Annotated in this window: 18 protein-coding genes; 4 read left to right on the plus strand and 14 right to left on the minus strand. The window is 42.0% G+C overall.

Annotated features, from left to right (window positions below; all coding sequences use genetic code 11):
• Positions 1-2: 2 nt before the first annotated feature.
• Genes L6466_RS05890 through L6466_RS05935 form a run of 10 tightly spaced genes read right to left on the minus strand, consistent with a single transcriptional unit; the run spans position 3 to position 12,358 of the window.
• Positions 3-1,538: a lipopolysaccharide biosynthesis protein gene (locus L6466_RS05890; RefSeq protein WP_237803487.1), complete on the minus strand. Its 1,536-nt coding sequence runs from the start codon at positions 1,536-1,538 to the stop codon at positions 3-5.
• Positions 1,528-2,697: a glycosyltransferase family 4 protein gene (locus L6466_RS05895; protein ID WP_237803486.1), complete on the minus strand. Its 1,170-nt coding sequence runs from the start codon at positions 2,695-2,697 to the stop codon at positions 1,528-1,530. The genes L6466_RS05890 and L6466_RS05895 overlap by 11 nt, the downstream gene beginning before the upstream one ends.
• On the minus strand, positions 2,694-3,947 hold the full coding sequence (locus tag L6466_RS05900; protein ID WP_237803485.1) for a glycosyltransferase family 2 protein: 1,254 nt from the start codon (positions 3,945-3,947) through the stop codon (positions 2,694-2,696). The genes L6466_RS05895 and L6466_RS05900 overlap by 4 nt, the downstream gene beginning before the upstream one ends.
• Complete coding sequence (locus tag L6466_RS05905; RefSeq protein WP_237803484.1) at positions 3,944-5,149, minus strand: glycosyltransferase family 2 protein; 1,206 nt, start codon at positions 5,147-5,149, stop codon at positions 3,944-3,946. Before L6466_RS05905 ends, L6466_RS05900 begins: the two co-directional genes overlap by 4 nt.
• Entirely contained in the window at positions 5,146-6,054 is a 909-nt protein-coding gene (locus L6466_RS05910) for a glycosyltransferase family 2 protein (RefSeq protein ID WP_431356513.1), read from the minus strand. Before L6466_RS05910 ends, L6466_RS05905 begins: the two co-directional genes overlap by 4 nt.
• The gene (locus L6466_RS05915; protein ID WP_237803480.1) at positions 6,036-7,568 is read right to left on the minus strand and encodes an O-antigen ligase family protein; all 1,533 of its coding nucleotides are present in this window, start codon (positions 7,566-7,568) and stop codon (positions 6,036-6,038) included. The genes L6466_RS05910 and L6466_RS05915 overlap by 19 nt, the downstream gene beginning before the upstream one ends.
• A 5-nt stretch (positions 7,569-7,573) precedes the next feature.
• Positions 7,574-9,751: a GumC family protein gene (locus tag L6466_RS05920; RefSeq protein ID WP_237803478.1), complete on the minus strand. Its 2,178-nt coding sequence runs from the start codon at positions 9,749-9,751 to the stop codon at positions 7,574-7,576.
• Positions 9,752-9,781: 30 nt separating this feature from the next.
• The gene (locus L6466_RS05925) at positions 9,782-10,747 is read right to left on the minus strand and encodes a TolC family protein (protein ID WP_237803476.1); all 966 of its coding nucleotides are present in this window, start codon (positions 10,745-10,747) and stop codon (positions 9,782-9,784) included.
• Between the two features lie 25 nt (positions 10,748-10,772).
• Positions 10,773-11,981 carry a sugar transferase gene (locus tag L6466_RS05930; protein WP_284438426.1) on the minus strand — a complete coding sequence of 403 codons (1,209 nt, stop codon included), beginning with the start codon at positions 11,979-11,981 and terminating at the stop codon, positions 10,773-10,775.
• Between the two features lie 8 nt (positions 11,982-11,989).
• On the minus strand, positions 11,990-12,358 hold the full coding sequence (locus L6466_RS05935; RefSeq protein ID WP_091819110.1) for a response regulator transcription factor: 369 nt from the start codon (positions 12,356-12,358) through the stop codon (positions 11,990-11,992).
• A gap of 197 nt (positions 12,359-12,555) precedes the next feature.
• On the opposite strand from L6466_RS05935, the gene L6466_RS05940 reads away from it, so the two are divergent.
• On the plus strand, positions 12,556-14,046 hold the full coding sequence (locus L6466_RS05940; RefSeq protein ID WP_237803474.1) for a xylulokinase: 1,491 nt from the start codon (positions 12,556-12,558) through the stop codon (positions 14,044-14,046).
• A gap of 74 nt (positions 14,047-14,120) precedes the next feature.
• Here the strand turns inward: L6466_RS05940 and L6466_RS05945 are convergent, their stop codons facing one another.
• Together L6466_RS05945 and L6466_RS05950 are read right to left on the minus strand one after the other, a co-directional pair.
• Positions 14,121-14,666, minus strand: a complete 546-nt coding sequence (locus tag L6466_RS05945) for an FHA domain-containing protein (protein WP_237803472.1) — start codon at positions 14,664-14,666, stop codon at positions 14,121-14,123.
• A gap of 26 nt (positions 14,667-14,692) precedes the next feature.
• Positions 14,693-15,685 carry an HU domain-containing protein gene (locus L6466_RS05950; protein ID WP_237803471.1) on the minus strand — a complete coding sequence of 331 codons (993 nt, stop codon included), beginning with the start codon at positions 15,683-15,685 and terminating at the stop codon, positions 14,693-14,695.
• Positions 15,686-15,800: 115 nt separating this feature from the next.
• On the opposite strand from L6466_RS05950, the gene rfbC reads away from it, so the two are divergent.
• The 3 genes from rfbC to L6466_RS05965 are packed head-to-tail and all read left to right on the plus strand — an operon-like array spanning position 15,801 to position 18,472.
• Positions 15,801-16,349, plus strand: a complete 549-nt coding sequence (gene rfbC / locus L6466_RS05955; protein ID WP_237803470.1) for a dTDP-4-dehydrorhamnose 3,5-epimerase — start codon at positions 15,801-15,803, stop codon at positions 16,347-16,349.
• Between the two features lie 15 nt (positions 16,350-16,364).
• Positions 16,365-17,681, plus strand: a complete 1,317-nt coding sequence (locus tag L6466_RS05960) for a UDP-glucose dehydrogenase family protein (RefSeq protein ID WP_091819114.1) — start codon at positions 16,365-16,367, stop codon at positions 17,679-17,681.
• Entirely contained in the window at positions 17,678-18,472 is a 795-nt protein-coding gene (locus tag L6466_RS05965) for a DUF4738 domain-containing protein (RefSeq protein ID WP_091819115.1), read from the plus strand. Before L6466_RS05960 ends, L6466_RS05965 begins: the two co-directional genes overlap by 4 nt.
• Here the strand turns inward: L6466_RS05965 and nudC are convergent.
• Together nudC and L6466_RS05975 are read right to left on the minus strand one after the other, a co-directional pair.
• Positions 18,469-19,269 carry an NAD(+) diphosphatase gene (gene nudC / locus L6466_RS05970; RefSeq protein ID WP_091819116.1) on the minus strand — a complete coding sequence of 267 codons (801 nt, stop codon included), beginning with the start codon at positions 19,267-19,269 and terminating at the stop codon, positions 18,469-18,471. The two genes, L6466_RS05965 and nudC, sit on opposite strands and share 4 nt — an antisense overlap.
• On the minus strand, positions 19,266-21,008 hold the full coding sequence (locus L6466_RS05975) for a bifunctional metallophosphatase/5'-nucleotidase (protein ID WP_237803469.1): 1,743 nt from the start codon (positions 21,006-21,008) through the stop codon (positions 19,266-19,268). The genes nudC and L6466_RS05975 overlap by 4 nt, the downstream gene beginning before the upstream one ends.
• Positions 21,009-21,033 lie beyond the last annotated feature (25 nt).

Here is a 21,033-nt window from a genome sequence, read left to right on the forward strand (position 1 = left end):
TGTTATCGTTTCTTGAGAAAAGGTATCCTTTGGATAAGGTCTTTAGTCCCTGGTACAAAGAGGTAAAGTAATAACGAGTAAACCATAATTGCGGGCAAAATGATACAGAGAGCAGACTGGAAGATACTGAGAATTGTAGGTGATGTTTCCCAGTGAACCATGTGGCTTATAGCATAACATAGGGCAAGGCAGATTATCAGGATTACATAATGCTTGAAAACATGTAGCCAATAATTGCCTATAGATTCTTTAAATCCACACTTATAGAGATAATATGGCTTCCAAATGACAACAAGGAATAGCATACTGACTATTTTTCCTAATAGAATACCAATAAGTCCGTAGAAATAGCCAAAGATAAGGGTAATAACGAGATTTGTAATTCCCTCAGCAAAGGCTGCCCAGACATCATCATATAGGCCATATGCATTGATAAATAAATCGACAGAAGGACGCGTAAGCATGATGTACATATTCAGCAGGATGAGGAATACTATATGATCCTGCATAATATATTGCGAACCTACCCACCAACCAATGATAGGATTGATGAGAAAGGCTAGGGCTATGATAAATAGACCTGTTGTCCAGTAGCGGAAAGCAAGATATTCCCAAAAGACTTTATGTATGTTCTTTTTGTTTCCTTCTGCCACAAGGTTGCCAATACTGGCATTCATGCCTGTCAGTACGCTATTAAATAAGGATGTTAGTTTTCCAACAATCATGACATAGTTACCATAATGGGCTACCATTTGCAACGACTCAAAAGCGAAAACCAGTATCTCATCCGTTTTTGAAAGAAATGCATTCTTCATTCGATGGATGAAAATCTGTTTTGCCTTTACAAGAATTTCAGGATATCTCTTTAAAATTTCGCGACCGCGACTTTTGTCTGTTTTCAACCAAGGATATTCACGGCTAATAGCCCAATTTAGTACCCAACATGTAAAGAGACTTAGAAAAATTTGAATGGAGGCCCATAGATAAGGGTTGCGTGTGTGATAAGCAATGATTATTTGGAGAATGGTTGCGATGGTAACGCCTGATTGCGTCCACATTGTGATTTTATAGGTTTTTTGGTCACTATCAAGCAGTATTTGTCGGTAGTTAATAAAATAGCCAAAGAGGTAGGTTCCTAGGAACGCATAGAAAGTAAAGTAAACAATCCCCAAAGGAACACCCTCATTACTGAAGATAATGGGGAAGAATGCACTGATAATAATAGCACCAGTCAGAATAATAGAGCCTATTATGCGATATAGGTAACCAAAAAGAGATACTATCTCGCAAATCTTGTTGTAATCATGGTCTGCAATGGGTTTATATAGAAAATATGCAATACAGGTTCCGATTCCAATTTCGCTGATATTAAGAAAGTTGAGAATGCTATTGAGTGTACCTGCCAATCCCATGAAATCATCTCCAAGAGATTCCAAGAAAATTCTTCTGGAGAAGAAAGCAAGGAAAATTGATACAAAGTAGAAAATGAATCCTACTTTTGCATTCATGAGGGTTTTATGTACTCTATCAGATGCCATATCCTTCTATTGCTTTGAAAAAAGATTTTGCATATTCCTCTTTTGTGAATTGTAAATTAATATGGTTGCCTGTATAGTCGTCGTAATGCTCTCTTATTTGTAATATTGCTTCGGCTATTTGTAGAGGGATATTTCCTGTTTTGTTAATGATAATATGCTTTTGGCCTGTTAAAGTTTCTGGTAACCCGCCGTCGTTAGTGGCAATGACAGGTAAGCCCATAGCGGTTGCTTCTATGGATGACATTCCTAGGGCTTCATTTATTTGTGATGGCATAACAGCAACATTTGCTAATTTTAAATAGGCTGGTAGGTTTTCGTATGGTACAAAGCCTGTAAAGAAGACTTTTCCTTGCAACTGTTGTGCCATTTTATGCAGTTCATCTAAATAGGGATTGCTGCTCACGCTATCTGCATAGTTATCACCACCGACAATTAAAAGTTTTATATCAGATTTATCTTGCAATAATCCTGTCGCTTGGATAAGTTCCTTCACCCCTTTTGCAGGAACAATGCGGCCAGTATAGATTATTACGAAATCATCGTCATTGAAACCTATGTGCTTGCGGCTGATGGGCGAACATTCTATGCTAAATTTTTTTTCGTCTAAACCATTATAGACAACAACCGCTTTTGTCGGAAAACCTATTTCCAAAATGCGGCTCTTGATATATTGCGATACGCAAATAAAACCATCGTTGTTTTTTATGACTTCTGGGGAACGAGGTAATTCGGCGTTTACAATGTCTGTATGAATATGTGAAATAATGGGGATATTTAATCGTTCTTTTAGTTTTATCGAAAAGCCTGGGCGGTTTTCCAGGATAACGAGGTCATAATACTGTTTCTTCAGTTTTTTATAGGCCTGTTCAAAGAAGTATTCTAATTGATAGTGATAATATTCATTGGGATGCAATTTTCCATAGAACTTGGCTTTCAGTCGTGCCAGAACGCTATGTGTTTTTATATAGACGTAGTGGTTTGACGTAGACTTCATAGCATACGATTTTCTGACATTTGGGTGATAAACACTAAATACAGTGATATCGTGCAACTGATGCTGCTCATTATATGCCAGATAGAAGTCGATGAGATTCTCAGCGGCTCCTCCCTGAACGGCAGGTACAGGTAATATTCCGGATGTCAGTATAGCTATCTTCATTGTTGATGAGTGGTATGAATGAATTCGTTATTGTCGGTACGAATATGTAGTATATTCATAAGCATACGCCATACGAGTTGGGGAAGTGCCCATATTCTACTAAAGAAGGCGCTTGTTTGGAGTGAAGCAGGAATAGACAAGAAAATAGCTATAATAAGCAAGATGAGAAGAAGTAACCAGAGATAAAATATAAATGATAAATGAGGAATGAAAAATGCAATGATAAATGAAATAAATGCGAACAATGGAGTTAGGATAAGAAGGATGGAGCGGGGAATCAAGGCCTGCTGAATCGTCTTGTCAATATAGTTTATATTTCCAGTGAAAATAGCTTTTGGAGCATAGGGGAGCATTTGACTTAGGGCTTGTACCTGACCAGTCATCCAGCGGAGACGCTGACGTTGGAAATTGTCGCCATTGCTTACTTTCTCATCTAAGACTTGAATGTCTTCGGAGTAGTGGATGAAGATGCCTTGCTTCATCAAGAGGGCTTCTAATTCACGGTCCTCAACAGTAGAGTCAAGTTTATTGACATTGTTTTTGAACCATTCATAATTGAAACACATTCCAGAGCCAATCAGGGCTGATGACAATCCAATACGATTGTGCCCACGACGGAAGATACTGTTATTGATCTCTTCGCTTAGGCCATCCAAAGCTGCAATATCATTATCCGCATTTTTTGCGGTACGATGACACTGTATAGCGATATCTGGACGTACAATTTGACTGAGACGTGACAGAAAATCTGTGGCTACAACGTTATCGGCATCAAGGATTACGACGTAGTCGTATGGGTGATGGCTGACATTAGATGTCTGCGAGATGGCGTATTGGAGGGCTTTAGCTTTGCTGCTGTTCTCGAAGGTGGGTTGGAGGAGGGTGATGGGAAGGGCTGCCAATTGTTCATTGGTAGTGGCATCCATGTGGTCGGAAATGACGCAGAGTTGATAGAGGTCCTTGGGGTAGTCCTGTTGGAGGAATGACTTTACCGTATTGATGATAACCGCATCTTCGTGATAGGCTGGGATGAGGACGAGGAAAGATGTTTGATGTCTGATGTCTGATGTCTGATGTCTGCGCTCGGGCTCTGCTCGCTTGCTACCAAAGGGACGCAAGATGGCTGATGGGAGATGTGTTTTCTTGGGAAGATGAGATGCAAGGGCGAAGAATAGGACATACATCACGTTGGCTGCTATGATAAGCCATAGCAGGAAGTCTATGATGGTGATGATGACCTGTATGTTCATTGTTTTCTTGCTCTTAATTTATGAATGATGTGACTGAAGGCATCCAAACGGGCGCCAGTTTCGTCTCGGCCTGCTCTGAAGATATTGAAGAGGGAACCTATGGTGATAAGTGGCGCACGAAGGAAGTCACGATCCCAATTCTTGTCAACGAGATAGTCGGGGGTGGCTAATGCATAAGCAAAAATGGCAATGGCTGTGATAGCCCACCATTTCAATGCTAATGTGAAATAGATAAAAGGAAGTGCAAAGCACATAATAGAGACTATGCCCATCATAATAGTACGAGGAATGAGTGCCCATTGGATGATTTTGTCCACGAGGTCATATTGGCTATTCATGAAGGCAAGGGGCATGAAGCGGAAATTGCTCAGGAAGTTGTGGAGTTGGATATAGGTCCATCGACCACGCTGGATATTGAAATCATGTACCTTACGTGTTTTCTCGTCGTACACAAGAATATCCTCAAAATAGTCAATATAGATGCTGTCGCGCACTAACAATGCTTCCAATTCCTTGTCTTCACCTACTGTAGAACGAATCTTCATGATGTTGCGCTTGAACCAAGCAAAGTCGAAGACAGATCCGGAACTGTTAAGCGAGGCAGATAAGCCCACAGCTTGATGACCACGGCGGAATATGGTGTTGTTAATCTCTTCAAAAATGGTGTCCAAACGGGCTATAGATGTGTCGCGATTACGTGCCATACGATGAGTCTGGAATGCCTTGGTACCTGCTGCTTCAAATGCATCATTAATCTGTTCTACAAATTCAGGTTCAACGATATTGCCTGCGTCAAGAAGGATGACTGCATCATATATCTTGAACTGCGGCAAATTCAGAATCGCATATTGAAGTGCTTTTACCTTGGTACTTCTTGCAAAGTTAGGTGTCAACAGAGTGATGGGCAATTGTGCAAGCCTCATATTAATCATCTCACTCTGATGGCAAGAAATAACTACAATGTCAAAATTCCTTTGGGTATAGGTTTGCCCCAAAATGGAGTTAACGGTCTCAAGAATCCTAACATCGCTTTTGTAAGCGGGTATCAGGATGATATAACGGTTCTGTCCTTTCGCCTTAGGAGGTGTCGTAGGCGTTCTGAATGTTGCTGCAATAGCAAAGAATAGAATATATGCTACTGTTATTGCTACAGGCAAAAACAGTACCCAATCAACAATATATAGTATCCACCAGAAGTTCATCTCTCTAATATAAAGTTTTTAATTCCTTTTATTGTAGCTGATACCAAATTAAACTGCTGACACATTATGTATTTGCAGATGTCTCGCGTAGCGACAACAAGTAATAGATATGTATATGTAATATATCTTTGTAGTCCTTTTATGTTACGTTTAACGAACAATAAGCGATTACGTGTGAGATAATAGGTCTTCAGCGGACTGTTTTGACCTGTGGCCTGACTCTCTTTGTGATAGATTGTACAGGCTGGTTCATACCAGATGGAATAGCCTGCTCGTGTGAACATCATGGACCAGTCAAGTTCTTCATAATATAGGAAATAGCACTCGGGCATAAGACCTACCTTTTCCAGAGCTTCACGTTTTACCATCATGGCTGCACCATGGGCATAAGGTGTTGGATGGGCTGTGTCATACTGTCCTCTGTCTGTTTCTCCGAAGCCTATTGAGTGGTTACGCATCGTATAGCGAGATAATGGGGTATAGCCTGCGAACTGAATAGGATGATTCTCCCATGCAAAACGTATCTTTGGACAAACCATTCCAATTTCAGGTGAGCTTTCCAATCGGTCTGTCAATGGTTGGAAAAACATCTTACATCTAACATCTTCCTTCTTACATCGAAGTATCGTATCGTTGTTGATGAAGAAGAGGTAGCAGCCGCGAGCTGCTTTAATGCCTAGGTTGTTACCACCTGCAAAGCCTAGGTTTTGCTCACTGCGAATCACTTTGACTTGTGGATAACGGCTGGCTATGATAGATGCCTCATCTTCTTTTGAGGCATTATCTACCACGATTACCTCTATGGACTTATCCTCTAAAGGTAAAGACTCAATTAACTCACAGGTGTCTTTTAGCCCGTTATAATTGATGGTGATGACAGATGTCGTTATTTCCAAGTTAGCCAAGTTTTTATTCTCGATTTCTCTCGTTTTTCTTGTTTGAGACGTTTCTTTTCTTCTATTTCTGCTACTTTCCGTTCTTCGTATGCAATATAATCGTTCTCAATAGCGGGCAGTAGATAGACGATAGCCATTCCTCCATAAAATAGAATGAGGTTTGGATATTGCATGAGAATGTGATTGGCATATCCTCCAGCTTGAATACCAAGGAATCCACAACAAAGTCCTGCTGCAATACCTTTAGAAGCTTTATTCTTGAGCCTGAAAAATGCAATCAAGCAGCCTCCTAATAAAATGATAATATTCATGGTTGCAAAGACATAGACACCAACAATGCCTGTGCGTTGCCAGAAAAATACATAGGTTGAGTCGTTAGATGTTTCATAAACAATCTTGAATTTGTTGAATTTTGGTATCCTTCCTTCATCAATATTTATTCCCATACCAAAAGGCGCATCTTGTAGATATTTTTTTAGCGCCTGCTTGTTGAGGTCTCGAACATTCAACGAAGCATCATCAGTGTTGAATGCAGAACGCATACGTCGTATTTGCATATTGCCTTGACCTATTTCTGTAAAGGCCATGATAAAGACAAACGCACCTCCTAATATGAGAACTATCGCAGTGAGTTTTGCTGATTTAGCCAGGAATAAATAAAGAAAGATGCCAACCATAAAACATACAAGTCCAGAACGAGTTCCAGATGCAAAGAAACTGTATGTACAACAAACTCCTGTTATTATAAATAGAATTCTGTCTTTCTTTAACTTACTGGTTAATCCTAAAATATAAAACAATGCGGCAGATGCTCCCATGTTACATCCAAAATTGGCTGCATCTGAAAAAAAAGAGAAGTAACGAATAGAGCCACCAATCATGTGTGTACGCATTCCACCACTCATCAACCATCGCCATTCAGTTTGATCCCATCCAAATGTTTTTTGGCGCCAAGCCCAATATGTCGCAATAAGCGAGAAAATGGCCCAAAGGCGTAGAAAACGCATGATGTTTTCCGGGGTATTAATAACCTTGCTAATTAATATGTACGCTAAGATGAAATAGAATGCAAAGAAATTAAGATTGGTTAGCCAATCACCGATACTTATGGGCAAACCACATGTTTCATTGAATACTTGAATAATCAAATATAGAGTCCATATCAGAATGGCTAATAGCATAGGGGTGCCTAATGAATTCTTTCCTTTTCTAGGATGAATGATGAGAGCTATAATAAGTAATACTTGTGGTAAGACGGTTACAATGGTCACTTGTACTGGGATATAGCCATATCTGACAAGTCCCATTACAAAATAGTTGATGGAAAAAATGTACCAAAAAAGGGCATTCTGATGTTTTAAGGCTAAAAAAATAAAGATGGCAATGGCTGGAATGATGCAGATTGCAGAATATGCTACAATACCTGATGTGGTTAGTGTATACAAAGCAAATAGAAATAGAAGAAAGAGTACTATGACTCTTCCTTCTAAATGATTACTTGATGTTGTATACGACTTTGTCATTTCATTTATTTTGCATGATCGTTTTCTGTAGCTGTAAGACCAAGTTGTGACAATCGATAGATGAAATTGTTGAACTTTGTGTATGGTGGCAGTTGACCAACAAATTCCTCTACAGCATAGCGACTGGCTTCAGTGAGATACATAAACAATGAGTTTTTATTCTCAAGTCGTGCCTGCAACTCGTTAAGCGCCTTTTGGTCAACATCTTTCCATGTACGGTTTGCACGGGTTACCATAAGATTGATGGTTCCCATATTTAATAGACCAGATGGAATAGTGTTGTCATCCAAATTGGGGTACTCGATAATGGCAATCTCGTTAGGCATTATATCGGGACAAATTGATTTGATATCCGTTGCCATCAGATAGCGACTATCTTCGGCCAAGAAATCTTCGTCGTAGGTAAGACGTCGTACTTGCAAACCAAGGCTTAACCAATAGTTCTCTAACTCTTGGGAAATATAGCTCTTGCCATTGCCTGCATCTGTAGAAAGCAAGTTCAGTACATTCTGCTGCCCTTCCTTAAAGTTTGGTAGGAGTGCCTTGCTCAACTGACGGAGAGCCATGTCGTTGATGGTCTTGTTGAAACGGCGATAGCGAAGGGTACTCTCCTTGGGATAGCATCCCAGAACTGGTACTTGCGTGATGCGCTCTGAACGCATGCGGTCACGTAGTGTGCGGTCAAGCATTTCAATGATGAAGAAATAGGTGGCTGTGAAAACAAAGGTGAGCATAAATGCACCCAACAATGTCATCATACGGTTAGTGGGCTGTGCATTCAAAGGGAACATGGGGGGATTCAGAACTCTCAATACAGCTGTAGACATCTGGAGGTTACGTTGACGCAAACGGGCTGCATTAAGTGCTTTCAACATCTCCATATAGTTACCTTCAATAAAGCCGATATGGCGATCCTTACGATCAAGGGTTGCACCAATAGGAGAGAAGAAAATAAATTGTTGGTCAATATTTTGCTGCATAATATCCATTGCGCCTAACTCAGCCTTTGTTTTTTCAAGCAAAATGACCTGATCTAACCATTTTTCAATGAGATTAGATGCCTTTACACCTGTGTCTGTGTTATAATTGGATGCTTCTAAAGTTTGTGTTAACTCTTTTACTTTCTTTGTCGTTGCTTCTAATTGTCTTTCTGCTTTGGATAATTCCAGTTGGGCTTCATTGTTGTTGCCCCCATTTTCACTGCTCATCAGTTTGAGGTTGGCAATACGTGACTGCAATCGGGTGATGTCGCGTACCAAAGATGAGAATTCTTGATTGGACTCAATAATTTTAGAACGATCGCCTAATTGCTGCTTCAGATAAGCAATTAGTGCCTCTGTAGTAGCAATATTCATGCGCAATTCATTATTTTTTACTTGTTGTTGCGCTTCAAGTCCGGAAATTTGCTTAGTTTGTTCTTCATAATTTATAATGCGGTTTTTAACATTATACTTGATAAGATCGTTTTCTGCTGTTGTCAAATTGCGATATAGGCGTTTAACCTCTTTTTCAAAGAATTTTATCACGTTCATGGTTTCGCCATAACGTAGCTGTTGGTACTGATTAGCGAAAACCTCATTAAGTATGTCAAGGGTATTGTAGCAAATACCGGGGTCATTAGCGGAATATGCGATATCTATGATGTCGCTTTTTTCTAATTGAAGTACTTTCAAACGACTTGTAATGCTATTGACACTAAAATATGGATGATAGTTCAGTAAACCAAACAAGTAATTGTCCTGTGAAGGACGCTCGTAAGCTTTCAGGTTACGATATGTCTCTAACTCATTCTGAGGGTTGATAAGTGCTTTTACTTCGGGAGGAACACTCGCATTTAGTTGACGGAAATGTTCTGCTGTAATATAGTTATTGTCTTTGTTGAGGTTACCATACATCATGCAGCGCGCAAAAAGTTTTAGGGCAACTTCATGGATGGTATTATCAGTCTGGATAATCAACATTAAGTTGGCAATGTTGGTTTCTGAATGACCTCCAGCCGTACCTGTACCGCCTTCTAGGTTATAACCTGTAATCATACCCGTATAGATGGTTGTTCTTGCATCATAGACTCGTTCCGTGTTACGAGTCATAAACCATGCCACCACCAATGCAAGTGTTGGTAAAATTACAAGATACCAACGAATTTTATATAGAAATCTGACAATATATCTGAATATATCCATTTGCTTAAAAAGTAAAAATGATGATATTATTTATTTCTTTTCTTTTGCTGCTTTTGCCGCCTCTTTTTCCGCTTGTTTAGCTTCTTTTTCTTCCTGCTTCAGGATTTCTTTTTCGCGCTTAAGTTCTTCCTCTGCAGCTTTTCTAATACGCTTTTCTACAGCACGATTCTCTTTTGCAATCTGTCTCCGAGATTTCTCGATGGTTGAGTCAAGTGTAATATCGGTCGTCGTATTGGTAATAATGGGGGTGTGAGTTAGAATTTCTAGTGTTACAATGTCGGTTGTTATTTGTGTCAATAATGATTGATATGCATTAACGGAACCCATACTATTTTGACCAGTATTAGCATAAGTTTCAATTTCCATATTACCATGATGAAATTCTACTTCGTTGAGTGAACTTGCACCTTGGTAAGCTGCTGCACTTTCGCCAGCAGTTTTCAGGGCCACTAAATTGTTGGTGATTTTTATGTAGAGTGAAACAATTTGTAATTTAAGGTTGTCGTAAGCAAGATCTTTCTGAATTTGAATATTTTCAACTTCAAGACGTTTACGTTTGACAGATGGTCCTAAATCCAGGATGTCTTCAAGAGGTAAACTAACACTTACACCTACATTCCAATAACTTTGTTCGCTAGAATGAGGCTGCCAAACCATGCCTGTGCCATAGCCCGTCCCCTGAGAACCGCTCCAAATATCAGAAAGACCATAACTGGCACTTGCTGACCCGCTGACGTATGAGAATATGTGTCTTTTCTGCTTTGCCACTTCTGCCTGAGCAATTTCCTGTTGTTTTGCTATCTGTAAAATGTTGGGATTAGACTTGGCATTCTCAAACAATACAGACAGAGGTGGTAGCTTGAACTCAGAGAAGCTGATATCCTTCTCCTGACTTGAGTCAAAGAAACCCGCACTGATTCCGCTATCATCGGCAGATTGGGCGGAAGCTGTGAGACACAGAGACGATATGGCTATAGTAAATAGGTACTTTATCATAGATGTAGGCTTTTCGCAATAGATATTATACGTCCTCTTTCTGCACAAATGCAAAGAGGGTACGGAATATAATCTTCAGGTCGAGTGCCAAAGAATAGGTCTCGCCATAGATAATGTCAAGTTGCTTGCGCTCCTCAGCAGACATTTTGCCGCCCTTACCGCGCTCCTCTACCTGCCACAGGCCTGTAAGTCCTGCAGGGGCCATGAAACGGTCGATGCTTGAATCGGCAGTGAGCTTCTCTGCTTCATAGAGTGGGAGAGGACGATTGCCAACAATAGACATGTCGCCTTTCAGAATGTTGAAGAGTTGAGGCAGTTCGTCAATGCTGTATTTACGGATGAAACGTCCCACTTTTGTAACGCGTGGATCGTTCTCGATTTTTACAAAGGCATTGTTGATGTCTTCTTCTTTCTGTTTGCTGAAATCTGTTTCTGCTACGACAAAATCATCACCAATCAGCATGACCTCGTCATCGCTGATCATCATGTTTGATTCAAGCCCTAACTTGGCCATCATCTCGTCTTCTGCAGCGGAATTGCTGAACGATGATGCTTCTGTGGTGGTATTGTCGTTGTCTGTCTTCTTGGCATACTGATTTCCTGTCTTGCTCAGTTCTTGCAGACGCTTTTCTGCGTCCATATACATAGAACGGAACTTGAGGAAGTCAAATATCTGGTAACTGGTACCAACACGCTTTGATTTGAATAGGGCAGGACCAGGACTCTCCAACTTGATGGCAATCGCTGTAATAATCATGATTGGCGACGTAACAAGGATTGCCAAAGATGAAACGAAAATGTCAAAGAGACGTTTCCATACAGGAATCTTAAACTGGAGCAGGTTCCTCTTGGTGACTACTGTGTCAAACAGCATGTCTTCCCTGTCGCATACAAACTGTAGCTTCTTGCTGATAACCGTTACAGAAGCGTTGATGTCAAGCGTGTCGTTAATGCCGCATTGCTGGTATTGCTTTCGCTCTTCACTTGACAAACCAGATGTGAGCAGGATGATGTAAATGCCTGGGCAGTTCTGCTTCAGATAGGTGATGGCTGCCGTATCATATCCAGGAGATGTCTTCTCTAGGAAGATAATATAGTGGTCGTAAAGTTTGCGTGTGTTACACTCGCTAGCGGCCTCTGAATAGTCTTTCTTGAAAATGACATGCTTTCCAGGCAGATACTTCAAACGCTCTTCTGACTGGGGATTATTACCTATATATACGACACCAACCATAATCTATCTTAGTTCGGCAAAATCTTCTTGACGCGGATCTTTAATTCCATGGGGTTGAAGGGCTTCACAATGTAGTCCTCAGCACCAATTTCCAACAGACGGATACGCTCGCTGGTTGAGTCCTCACTTGAGAGCATGATGACGGGAATGTGGCTGAATAACTCATTCTGCTTAATCCACTCCAAGAAATCATCACCTCGCATACCCGGCATGCGGATATCAGAGATAATGAGGTCTGGTGTGTTGCCAGCCTGAAGCCATTTAACACCTTGCAATCCATCAGGTAACCACTGTACATCGTAGTCGCTCATCAGGTAAATCGAGAGGACCTTTGCAATGGTCTCTTTGTCGTCAAGTATTAGAATTTTCTTTTTCATATATGAATATGATTTTAATCGTTTTAACCTTATTTTGTTGATATATCACGTGCAAAGGTATATAAAAAAAATGAAATGAGCACAAAATGTAGAAAAAAAATAACAATAAAAGTGTTTTTTGTCTTTATTGGAAAATATTTTAGGGAAAAAGACGTTTTTGACGTATAAATTAAGGTATAGAAATAATTTTTAAATAAATGGCAATGAGGTATTTATTAGGATTTGATGTTGGCAGTTCTTCTGTCAAGGCATCATTAGTCAACGCCGATAGCGGCAAGTGTGTGGCTTCTGCTTTCTTCCCAGAAAAGGAAGCACCTATTATGGCTGTTAAAACAGGTTGGGCCGAGCAGGATCCTAACTCTTGGTGGGAGTATGCAAAACTCTCATTGAAGAAGATTATGGCTGAAAGTGGCGCTAAGGCCGAAGAAATTAAGGCCATTGGTATTTCATATCAGATGCATGGATTGGTTTGCGTAGACAAGAACTACCAGCCTTTGCGTCCTGCTATTATCTGGTGTGATTCACGTGCTGTGCCTTATGGCGAGGCTGCTTTCCGTGATCTGGGTAGTGAGCAGTGCCTGTCGCACTTGCTGAATTCTCCAGGTAACTTTACTGCAGCTAAGTTGGCATGGGTTAAGGAGAATGAACCTGACCTGTATAATAAAATATATAAGGTGATGTTGCCTGGTGATTATCTGGCATTGCGTCTGTCAGGAGTTGCTAACACAACGGTGAGTGGCTTGTCTGAAGGCATGTTCTGGGATTTCAAGGAAAATAAGGTCGCCAAATTCTTGCTTGACTATTATGGATTTGATCAGTCATTGATAGCTGATATCGTACCAACTTTCTCTGAGCAGTGTGTCGTATCTGAGGCTGCTGCAGCAGAAATGGGGTTGAAGGCTGGAACTCCAATTACTTATCGTGGTGGTGACCAGCCCAATAATGCACTCTCTTTGAATGTGTTGAATCCTGGCGAGATTGCTGCAACAGCAGGAACTTCAGGTGTAGTATATGGTGTGTTGGGTGACGTTAACTACGATCCTAAATCACGCGTTAATACATTCGCTCACGTCAATCATCAGGCAGACCAGACACGTCTTGGCGTGCTCTTGTGTATCAATGGTACTGGTATTCTGAATGCATGGGTTCACCGTAATATTACCCCAGGTATTGGTTATGCAGAGATGAACGATTTGGCTGCTCAGGCTCCTATTGGTAGTGATGGCGTGACAATCGTTCCTTTTGGAAATGGTGCAGAGCGTGTGCTTGAGAATCGTGAAATTGGTTGCTCTGTCAATGGATTGAACTTCAATAAGCACTCACAGGCTCATCTGGTACGTGCTGCCCAGGAGGGTATTGTCTTCTCATTCTGCTATGGCATGGAAATCATGCAGCAGATGGGTATGGATATCAAGAAGATTCATGCAGGCAAGGCCAATATGTTCTTAAGCCCGCTGTTCCGTGATACATTGGCTGGTGTAAGTGGTGCAACGATTGAACTCTACGATACTGATGGCTCTGTTGGTGCTGCCAAGGGCGCTGGTATGGGTGCTGGTATCTATAAGGATGCTAATGAGGCTTTCGCTTCCTTGGAGAAGTTGCAGGTTATTGAACCAGACGAGAAGCATCGTGCAGAATATGCAGCTGCTTATGCCGCCTGGAAAGAGACATTGAATAAGAACCTGTAAAGGATACGGATATTAAAAATGGAGACGTTCAATTGAATGTCTCCATTTTTTTTATTTTTTATGTTTGGTTGTCTTTAATCTTCTTCGTCGGGGCCCTTAAGGATAATACTGGTAGCACCAATCGTGAAGAGGGTACCGCTTTCGATGACACGCCGCTCGCGAGGTGGAATCTCAACATTTTCAACGAAAGTACCAGTATTGCTGTTGTTGTCGCGCAGGGTATACTTTAATCTGCCTTGCTTGTCTCGGCTTACATTGATGGTACAGTGGTTTAAGTCTACGCTGGGGTCTACTGTCTCGAAAGCTGTGTTAATAGGGTTTCCTTTCTGGTGGCGTCCGATAACATTGTCGCCCATCTGCAGGGGAATGATTTGCTTGTAGTGGAACACGTTCTCGATAACAACAATACTGCCGCAGGGTGTTTCTTCTGTTGAAGCGTTGCTGTCTGCCATCTGTCTGTTTTCCTCCTTTTGTGTGTTCTTAAGTTTGGAAACGCCAATGCGGATGCCAAACTGCTTATTGCACTCTGGACATTGGAATACCAACGACTGACCTTCTGTGTATTTGGTCTCGTCAAATGTGATATAATTCTCGCATTTTGGACAGCGTACGCGCTTCATCTACAAAAGTTTAAAAGGGGTTTTGCTTAGTCTTTAATCTCCAATACCCATGACTGCTCGAAGTAATCGCTCTTATTGCGAAGACTGCGCAACGAGTTGGCTGCTTCTGTTTCGCTGGCATAATTGCCATATACAATTCGAAGCATGTTGCTCTTGCTGGTCACTAGTCTGACTTCAGAGTAACCTTCTTTGCTGAGTTTCTCAATAAAGATCTCTGCATTCTTCTGGGTTACCTGACTTGCCAATACAATACAGTATGTGGATTTTGAAGAGGTTTCTTCCGTGGTTACATCAGCATCAGCAGAGATGCTGTCTTTGGCATCTTCTTTGGAAACGGCTTGTGTCTTCTGTATGTCGTCTGCAGCCTGCTGCTGTGAGATAATGGTGTGCTGAGGGATGGCGATGAAAGCACTTTGCTGCATCTCCATGGCGCTGTCACCGTTTGAAATAGGTGTGCCAATCATGAAGAATGCTATAATAGCTGCTGCTGCTGCAACAGCATTGCGCAACCATGACATCTTGATGGTAATAGCACTTTCTTCAGGTACCTTTGCGGTGTCTTCATTCTGAGGTGTTTCTACAGGAACCTTTGTCTCTACGACGAGTGGGGACATCTCAAAAGAACTGAGACCATAAAGATATGGTGTCAGAATGCCTGCCTCGCATGGCTCAAATTCCAAATTTCCCTCTTGGTTGAGGCGAAGGATACCAATGTCGTTAAGCTCGTATTCACGCTTTGATTCCAAATGCTGACGTATCTCAGCAACCTCAGCCTCGATGCGTCTGAGTGCTTCGGGGTAGCTGATGTCGTAAGCTTCAATATATGATTGAACGAGCAGAGAGTCGTTCATCGTAAGACGGGGATTGAAACCCAGCGTACGAAGGGGAGGCAAGAAGGTGCCGTCCGTCTCGTCATATCGGGCATCAACATGGTGTGCCATAAAGCCACCAAGACCGGGAACAATGACACAATCATTGCTCAATAATAATATCTCTATATGTCTTTCAAGTACATTCACGTTGCAAAGGTACGGCTTTTTTCTGAATCGGGCAAATAAAAAATGCAAAAATCTTATCTTATCTGAATATAAAGTCGTACCTTTGCACCATTGAAACAAGAATACGGAAAAAGTGATGAATTTTATCGAAACAGAAATAAAGGGTGTCTTTATTATTGAACCAAAAGTGTTTAATGATGCGCGTGGCTATTTCTTCGAAGCATGGAAACAGGCAGAGTTTGAAGCCAATATCGGTCATGTGGATTTTATCCAAGATAATGAGTCTAAGTCATCCTATGGTGTGCTCCGTGGACTGCATTATCAAAAAGGTGAATTCGCACAAGCAAAATTGGTACGTGTCATCAAAGGTCGTGTGCTTGATGTGGCTGTTGATGTCCGTAAGAGTTCCCCTACATTTGGAAAGCACGTCATGGTTGAATTGAGTGAGGATAATAAGCGCCAGTTCTTCATTCCTCGTGGGTTCGCCCATGGTTTCCTGGTGTTAAGTGAAGAGGCTATCTTTACCTATAAGGTTGACAATGTCTATGCACCTCAGGCTGAGGCTGGTGTCTGTTGGAACGATCCAGTGCTTGATATCAAATGGCCTATTGATCCCCAAGAGGTGCTGACAAGTGAGAAAGACTTACAACAGCCATTGCTGAAAGATGCAGTCGTGTTTGATTAATATATAATAAGGTATATGAATATCGCAATTGTAGGAACAGGTTATGTGGGACTGGTTTCTGGTACTTGTTTTGCAGAAACAGGCGTGAATGTTACGTGTGTGGATGTTGATGCCCAGAAGATTGAACGTTTGAAAAATGGAGAAATCCCCATCTATGAACCAGGTCTGGATCAGTTGGTGCTGAAGAATGTTAAGGCTGGTCGATTGAAGTTCACAACAGACTTGGCTTCCATCCTTAATGAACAGGAAATCGTATTCTCTGCAGTTGGTACACCTCCCGATGAGGATGGCTCTGCAGATTTGAAATATGTGCTGCAGGTGGCTAAGACTATTGGCGAGAACCTGAACCGCTATCTTGTGGTGGTGACCAAGTCAACTGTTCCTGTTGGCACGGCTAAAAAGGTACGTCAGACGATTGAGGCAGAACTGAAGAAGCGTGGAGTTGATATTCCCTTTGATGTGGCTTCGAACCCGGAGTTCCTTAAAGAGGGTAATGCTATCAAGGACTTCATGAGTCCTGACCGCGTGGTGGTTGGTGTTGAAAGTGAAAAGGCAAAGAAGGCTTTAACCAAACTCTATAAGCCATTCCTTATCAATAACTTCCGTGTTATCTTCATGGATATCCCTTCTGCCGAAATGACAAAATATGCTGCAAATTCCATGTTGGCTACACGTATCTCTTTCATGAATGATATTGCCAATCTTTGTGAACGGGTAGGAGCTGATGTGAATATGGTCCGTGCTGGTATTGGCAGTGATACGCGTATCGGAAGAAAGTTCCTTTATGCAGGATGCGGCTATGGTGGCTCTTGCTTCCCCAAAGATGTGAAAGCCCTTATTAAGACTGCAGATCAGAATGGCTATTCAATGGAAGTCCTGAAGGCTGTGGAACGCGTAAACGAAAAGCAGAAGTCTGTACTCTTTGATAAATTGCAGAAAGCTTACCAGGGGGAAGACCTTAAAGGTAAAACCATTGCGATGTGGGGCTTGTCGTTTAAGCCTGAGACTGATGATATGCGTGAGTCAACTGCATTGGTGATGATTGATAAACTGCTGGCAGCAGGTTGTCGTATCCGTGTCTATGATCCAATTGCCATGGATGAATGCCGTCGTAGAATTGGTGATAAAGTAACATATTGCAGGGATATGTATGATGCGGTTCTTGATGCGGATGCTCTTTTGTTGCTGACAGAGTGGAAGGAATTCCGTTTGCCTACATGGGGCGTTATCAAGAAGGCAATGCACAGACCTTTAGTTATTGATGGACGTAACATCTTTGATGTAGAGGAACTTGACGAGAATGGATTTGAATATCATTGCATAGGTAAATGATAAGGTATTGTATCATAGCATCTCTTTTAATCCTGTCGTTTGTAGCTTGCAAGCAACAGCGTAATGACGTCTCTGAAAATGAAACGCCAGAAGACTTGGAGGCGAAAGCCATGCTGCAAGGTATCTGGATTGAAAGTGAGACGGAAGAGGTCTCGTTCCTGGCGAAGGGCGATACGATATTCTTTCCGGATTCTACGAGTCAGCCTTCTTATTTCCGTATTGTCAGTGACTCGTTCTGCCTGGGTGAAAACCGTTATGCAATAACCAAACAGACGGAGCATTTGTTCTGCTTCCAGAATCAGGCTGGTGAAGAGGTTCGTTTGGAGAAGAGTGAGAACAAAGAGGATTCTTTGGCATTCTTGGATAATCAACCAGAGATATTGTCACTGAACGAAGTCCTGAAAATTGACTCCGTGGTGTTGTTTGGGGGTGAGCGATATCACTGGTATATTGCTGTAAACCCAACAAGGTATAAGGTGACCAAGGAAACCTATAATAGTGATGGCGTCAGTGTAGACAATGTCTATTACGACAACATCATTCACATTAGCCTATATCGTGGGTCTGTATGTCTTTTTTCGCGTGATATCAAGAAACAGATGTTTGCTGACGATGTTCCACAACAGTTCCTTGATCAGGCTGTTCTGGGTAATATTAAGTACGATCACGTCGATTCACGTGGCGTCCACTTCAATGCCAACCTCTGTATTCCGGATGTTGCCAGTTGTTATCTGGTAGAGACACTTATCGGTTTTGATGGTCAGATGACCAAGAAACTATTGGAATATTAATCCTCTCCGAGCCAGTTGTCAATCAGCCGGCGGGCAATAGAGAGTTTTTCTGGAAGTTTAGGCAGGTTGGTGCGATTGAACCAACCTGCTTTTGTTAGTTCCTCGCGCTGCACATGAATCTCTCCGCTCTCATAATCGGCAGTGAAACCTACCATTAATCCACTGGGGTAGGGCCAGGGCTGGGAATCAAAATACTGGATGTTCTTAATGGTGAGGCCGGTCTCTTCCATCACCTCTCGCTTGACGGCTTCCTCCAAAGTCTCACCTGTCTCAACAAAACCTGCAATAAGTCCATAGAATTCACTACGGAAGTTGCGACCGCGAGCTAATAATACTTCGTCGCCTCGGCGGATCAGTACGATAACTGCCGTGGCTAATTGGGGCCAAACTTCTTTTCCGCACATCTCACAACGCTTGCTGATATCTGTGTGAAAATGCATCTGACCACCACAGACACCACAGAACTTGGTGTTGCGGTCCCAATAGAGCAACTCTGCGCATTTGCCTGCCTTCAGATAGAGTGGGTAGGGGAGTTTGTAGTAACTCTGACGCAGGGGGCACATCTCATAGAGTTGATAGTTTAAAGTTGAAAGTTGAAAGTTGGGGCTGTTTGTTGGGGGCGTGTCAATGCTGTAGGCTTTCACTTCAATACCATCCAGGGGCGTGATGTTTAGAATCGTGGTCCAGGGCTTTATCTCTGTAGGTGGTTCTTCCTGGCAGGGAATCGTGTACGTACCGTCAGCCTGACGTTCTAGCATCAGGTCGTCTTTGCAGAATACAAAATAGTATTGTTTCATTGCTTTTCTTCTCCAAATAATTGCTTGTAATCACGTTTTGCTGCAGGGATGGTCCATTCCTCTGGTGTGAATTTCCAGTTGTGGGCTGCCTGAGGATTTACGTTACCTAAGCGTTCAATTTCTTGTGTCAGGTAGTGGCGTAAGTCCAGTGGTGACTGGTAGATGATTCTGCTGTTTATTTCTTCTTTGGGAATGCCCGCACCTTTTGTAAGCAAGTCGCCACCACCATTGCCGCGATAGCTGTTCATGACAACCTTATAGGTTTTGTTCATTTGAAATGGTTCGCCGTTTGACATTCTGAGAATCCTGACTTTCTGTCCGTTAGGTTTTGTGACGTCAACTTCATAGTCGATACCGGATGCAGAGTCGAAATTGAATGTATAGTTCAGGAAACCTGTACGTTGCTGGTCTTCTTTTGAGGCATCGTTGAGTAACAACAGGTGGTCTTCTGGACGTTTCATGGTGTTTACCCATCGGTCATAGCTTTCTTCCAGATGTCCAAGTACCTCCTTTCCTGTCATATTGAGTACGTACATCTTGTTCTCAAAACGATAGAGTTTGAACATGTCTGCCATCGTGACATCTCCGGCTTCAATCTTGCTGTCAAATGCCAAGGGGGCATTAAATGAGATATCTGCTCCAGAGATGCTTAACTGCAGACTGTGAATGAAATCCGAAAAGGCTGAATTGCCAAAGAAACAGTCGCGTGTGCTTACCGTTGTCTCAAAATGCCCAATCTTGCGGTCAACATACAATTTAATGCGATTGAAGTCTGGTTGGAAATACTGACTCATTTGCTCATCAATCTGCTCTTTGCGTACACTGACGATATCGCCCTTAATGTCCTTTTTCTTGAGTTTTCCTTTTTCATAAGTCAGGCTGACTTGTGCATCGGCAACGTTCACTGCAAAACAGGAGGGGTCGAGTGTCAGAACCTGTTTCCCATCTGTGTTCTCAATCCATTCATTGTGTACCTGGTGGTCATGACCAAAAAAGATGATGTCAAAACCTGGTACTTCACGTGCTACACGAGCTGTGGCATCCTCCTCGGCACCATTTAATACCAGTCCGCCTTCTTTTCCACTATGGAAAAGACCTATTACCAAATCGGCATGTTCTACCTCCCGTACCTGCTTCACCCATTTCTTGGCACAACTGACCATCTCGTGGAATTCCAATCCTTCATATACAGATTCGTTAAGCCAACAGGGGATGGTAGGAGTGAGAAGTCCGATGACGGCAATCTTTACGCCATCACGTACGAAAAGGGCGTAAGGCTTGAGGTATGGCTGCCCATTTTCTTTCTCTACCACATTGGCACCCAGGATAGGACAGCGTACTTCACGAATCCATTTGTCATAGACTGCATGACCAGGTTCTACATCGTGGTTGCCTATTGTCTCGGCATCATACCTCATATAGTTTACCATTCTTGCTGCAATGTTCTGATCTGTGGTCATCACATAGTTGGACCAGTAACAAGTGGGCTGTCCCTGCAGGATGTCACCATTGTCAATCAGCAGCAGGTTCTCGCCATATTGATTGCGTAGGTTGTTTACGTAAGAGTTGATACGCATTAATGTTCCTTCCAAGGGCTTGCGGTTTACGAAATCGTATGGAAAGAAATAGCCATGGACATCACTTGTCTCAACGATTCGTAAGTTCACCGTCTTTGTTTGTGCCATAGTATGAGGCAAAGTGCCAAATAAGAGTGCTCCTAATATGAGTGCTTTTTTCATATTTATCTGTTTTGATGGCGCAAAA

The organism is Prevotella communis, assembly GCF_022024175.1.
Classification (GTDB): Bacteria; Bacteroidota; Bacteroidia; order Bacteroidales; family Bacteroidaceae; genus Prevotella; species Prevotella communis.

Bases quoted from the DNA above. Each gene is read 5' to 3' on its own strand.
- L6466_RS05890 (WP_237803487.1), bottom strand. From the start codon at position 1,538: ATGGCATCTGATAGAGTACATAAAACCCTCATGAATGCAAAAGTAGGA.
- L6466_RS05895 (WP_237803486.1), bottom strand. From the start codon at position 2,697: ATGAAGATAGCTATACTGACATCCGGAATATTACCTGTACCTGCCGTT.
- L6466_RS05900 (WP_237803485.1), bottom strand. From the start codon at position 3,947: ATGAACATACAGGTCATCATCACCATCATAGACTTCCTGCTATGGCTT.
- L6466_RS05905 (WP_237803484.1), bottom strand. From the start codon at position 5,149: ATGAACTTCTGGTGGATACTATATATTGTTGATTGGGTACTGTTTTTG.
- L6466_RS05915 (WP_237803480.1), bottom strand. From the start codon at position 7,568: ATGACAAAGTCGTATACAACATCAAGTAATCATTTAGAAGGAAGAGTC.
- L6466_RS05920 (WP_237803478.1), bottom strand. From the start codon at position 9,751: ATGGATATATTCAGATATATTGTCAGATTTCTATATAAAATTCGTTGG.
- L6466_RS05925 (WP_237803476.1), bottom strand. From the start codon at position 10,747: ATGATAAAGTACCTATTTACTATAGCCATATCGTCTCTGTGTCTCACA.
- L6466_RS05930 (WP_284438426.1), bottom strand. From the start codon at position 11,981: ATGGTTGGTGTCGTATATATAGGTAATAATCCCCAGTCAGAAGAGCGT.
- L6466_RS05935 (WP_091819110.1), bottom strand. From the start codon at position 12,358: ATGAAAAAGAAAATTCTAATACTTGACGACAAAGAGACCATTGCAAAG.
- L6466_RS05940 (WP_237803474.1), top strand. From the start codon at position 12,556: ATGGCAATGAGGTATTTATTAGGATTTGATGTTGGCAGTTCTTCTGTC.
- L6466_RS05945 (WP_237803472.1), bottom strand. From the start codon at position 14,666: ATGAAGCGCGTACGCTGTCCAAAATGCGAGAATTATATCACATTTGAC.
- rfbC (WP_237803470.1), top strand. From the start codon at position 15,801: ATGAATTTTATCGAAACAGAAATAAAGGGTGTCTTTATTATTGAACCA.
- L6466_RS05960 (WP_091819114.1), top strand. From the start codon at position 16,365: ATGAATATCGCAATTGTAGGAACAGGTTATGTGGGACTGGTTTCTGGT.
- L6466_RS05965 (WP_091819115.1), top strand. From the start codon at position 17,678: ATGATAAGGTATTGTATCATAGCATCTCTTTTAATCCTGTCGTTTGTA.
- nudC (WP_091819116.1), bottom strand. From the start codon at position 19,269: ATGAAACAATACTATTTTGTATTCTGCAAAGACGACCTGATGCTAGAA.
- L6466_RS05975 (WP_237803469.1), bottom strand. From the start codon at position 21,008: ATGAAAAAAGCACTCATATTAGGAGCACTCTTATTTGGCACTTTGCCT.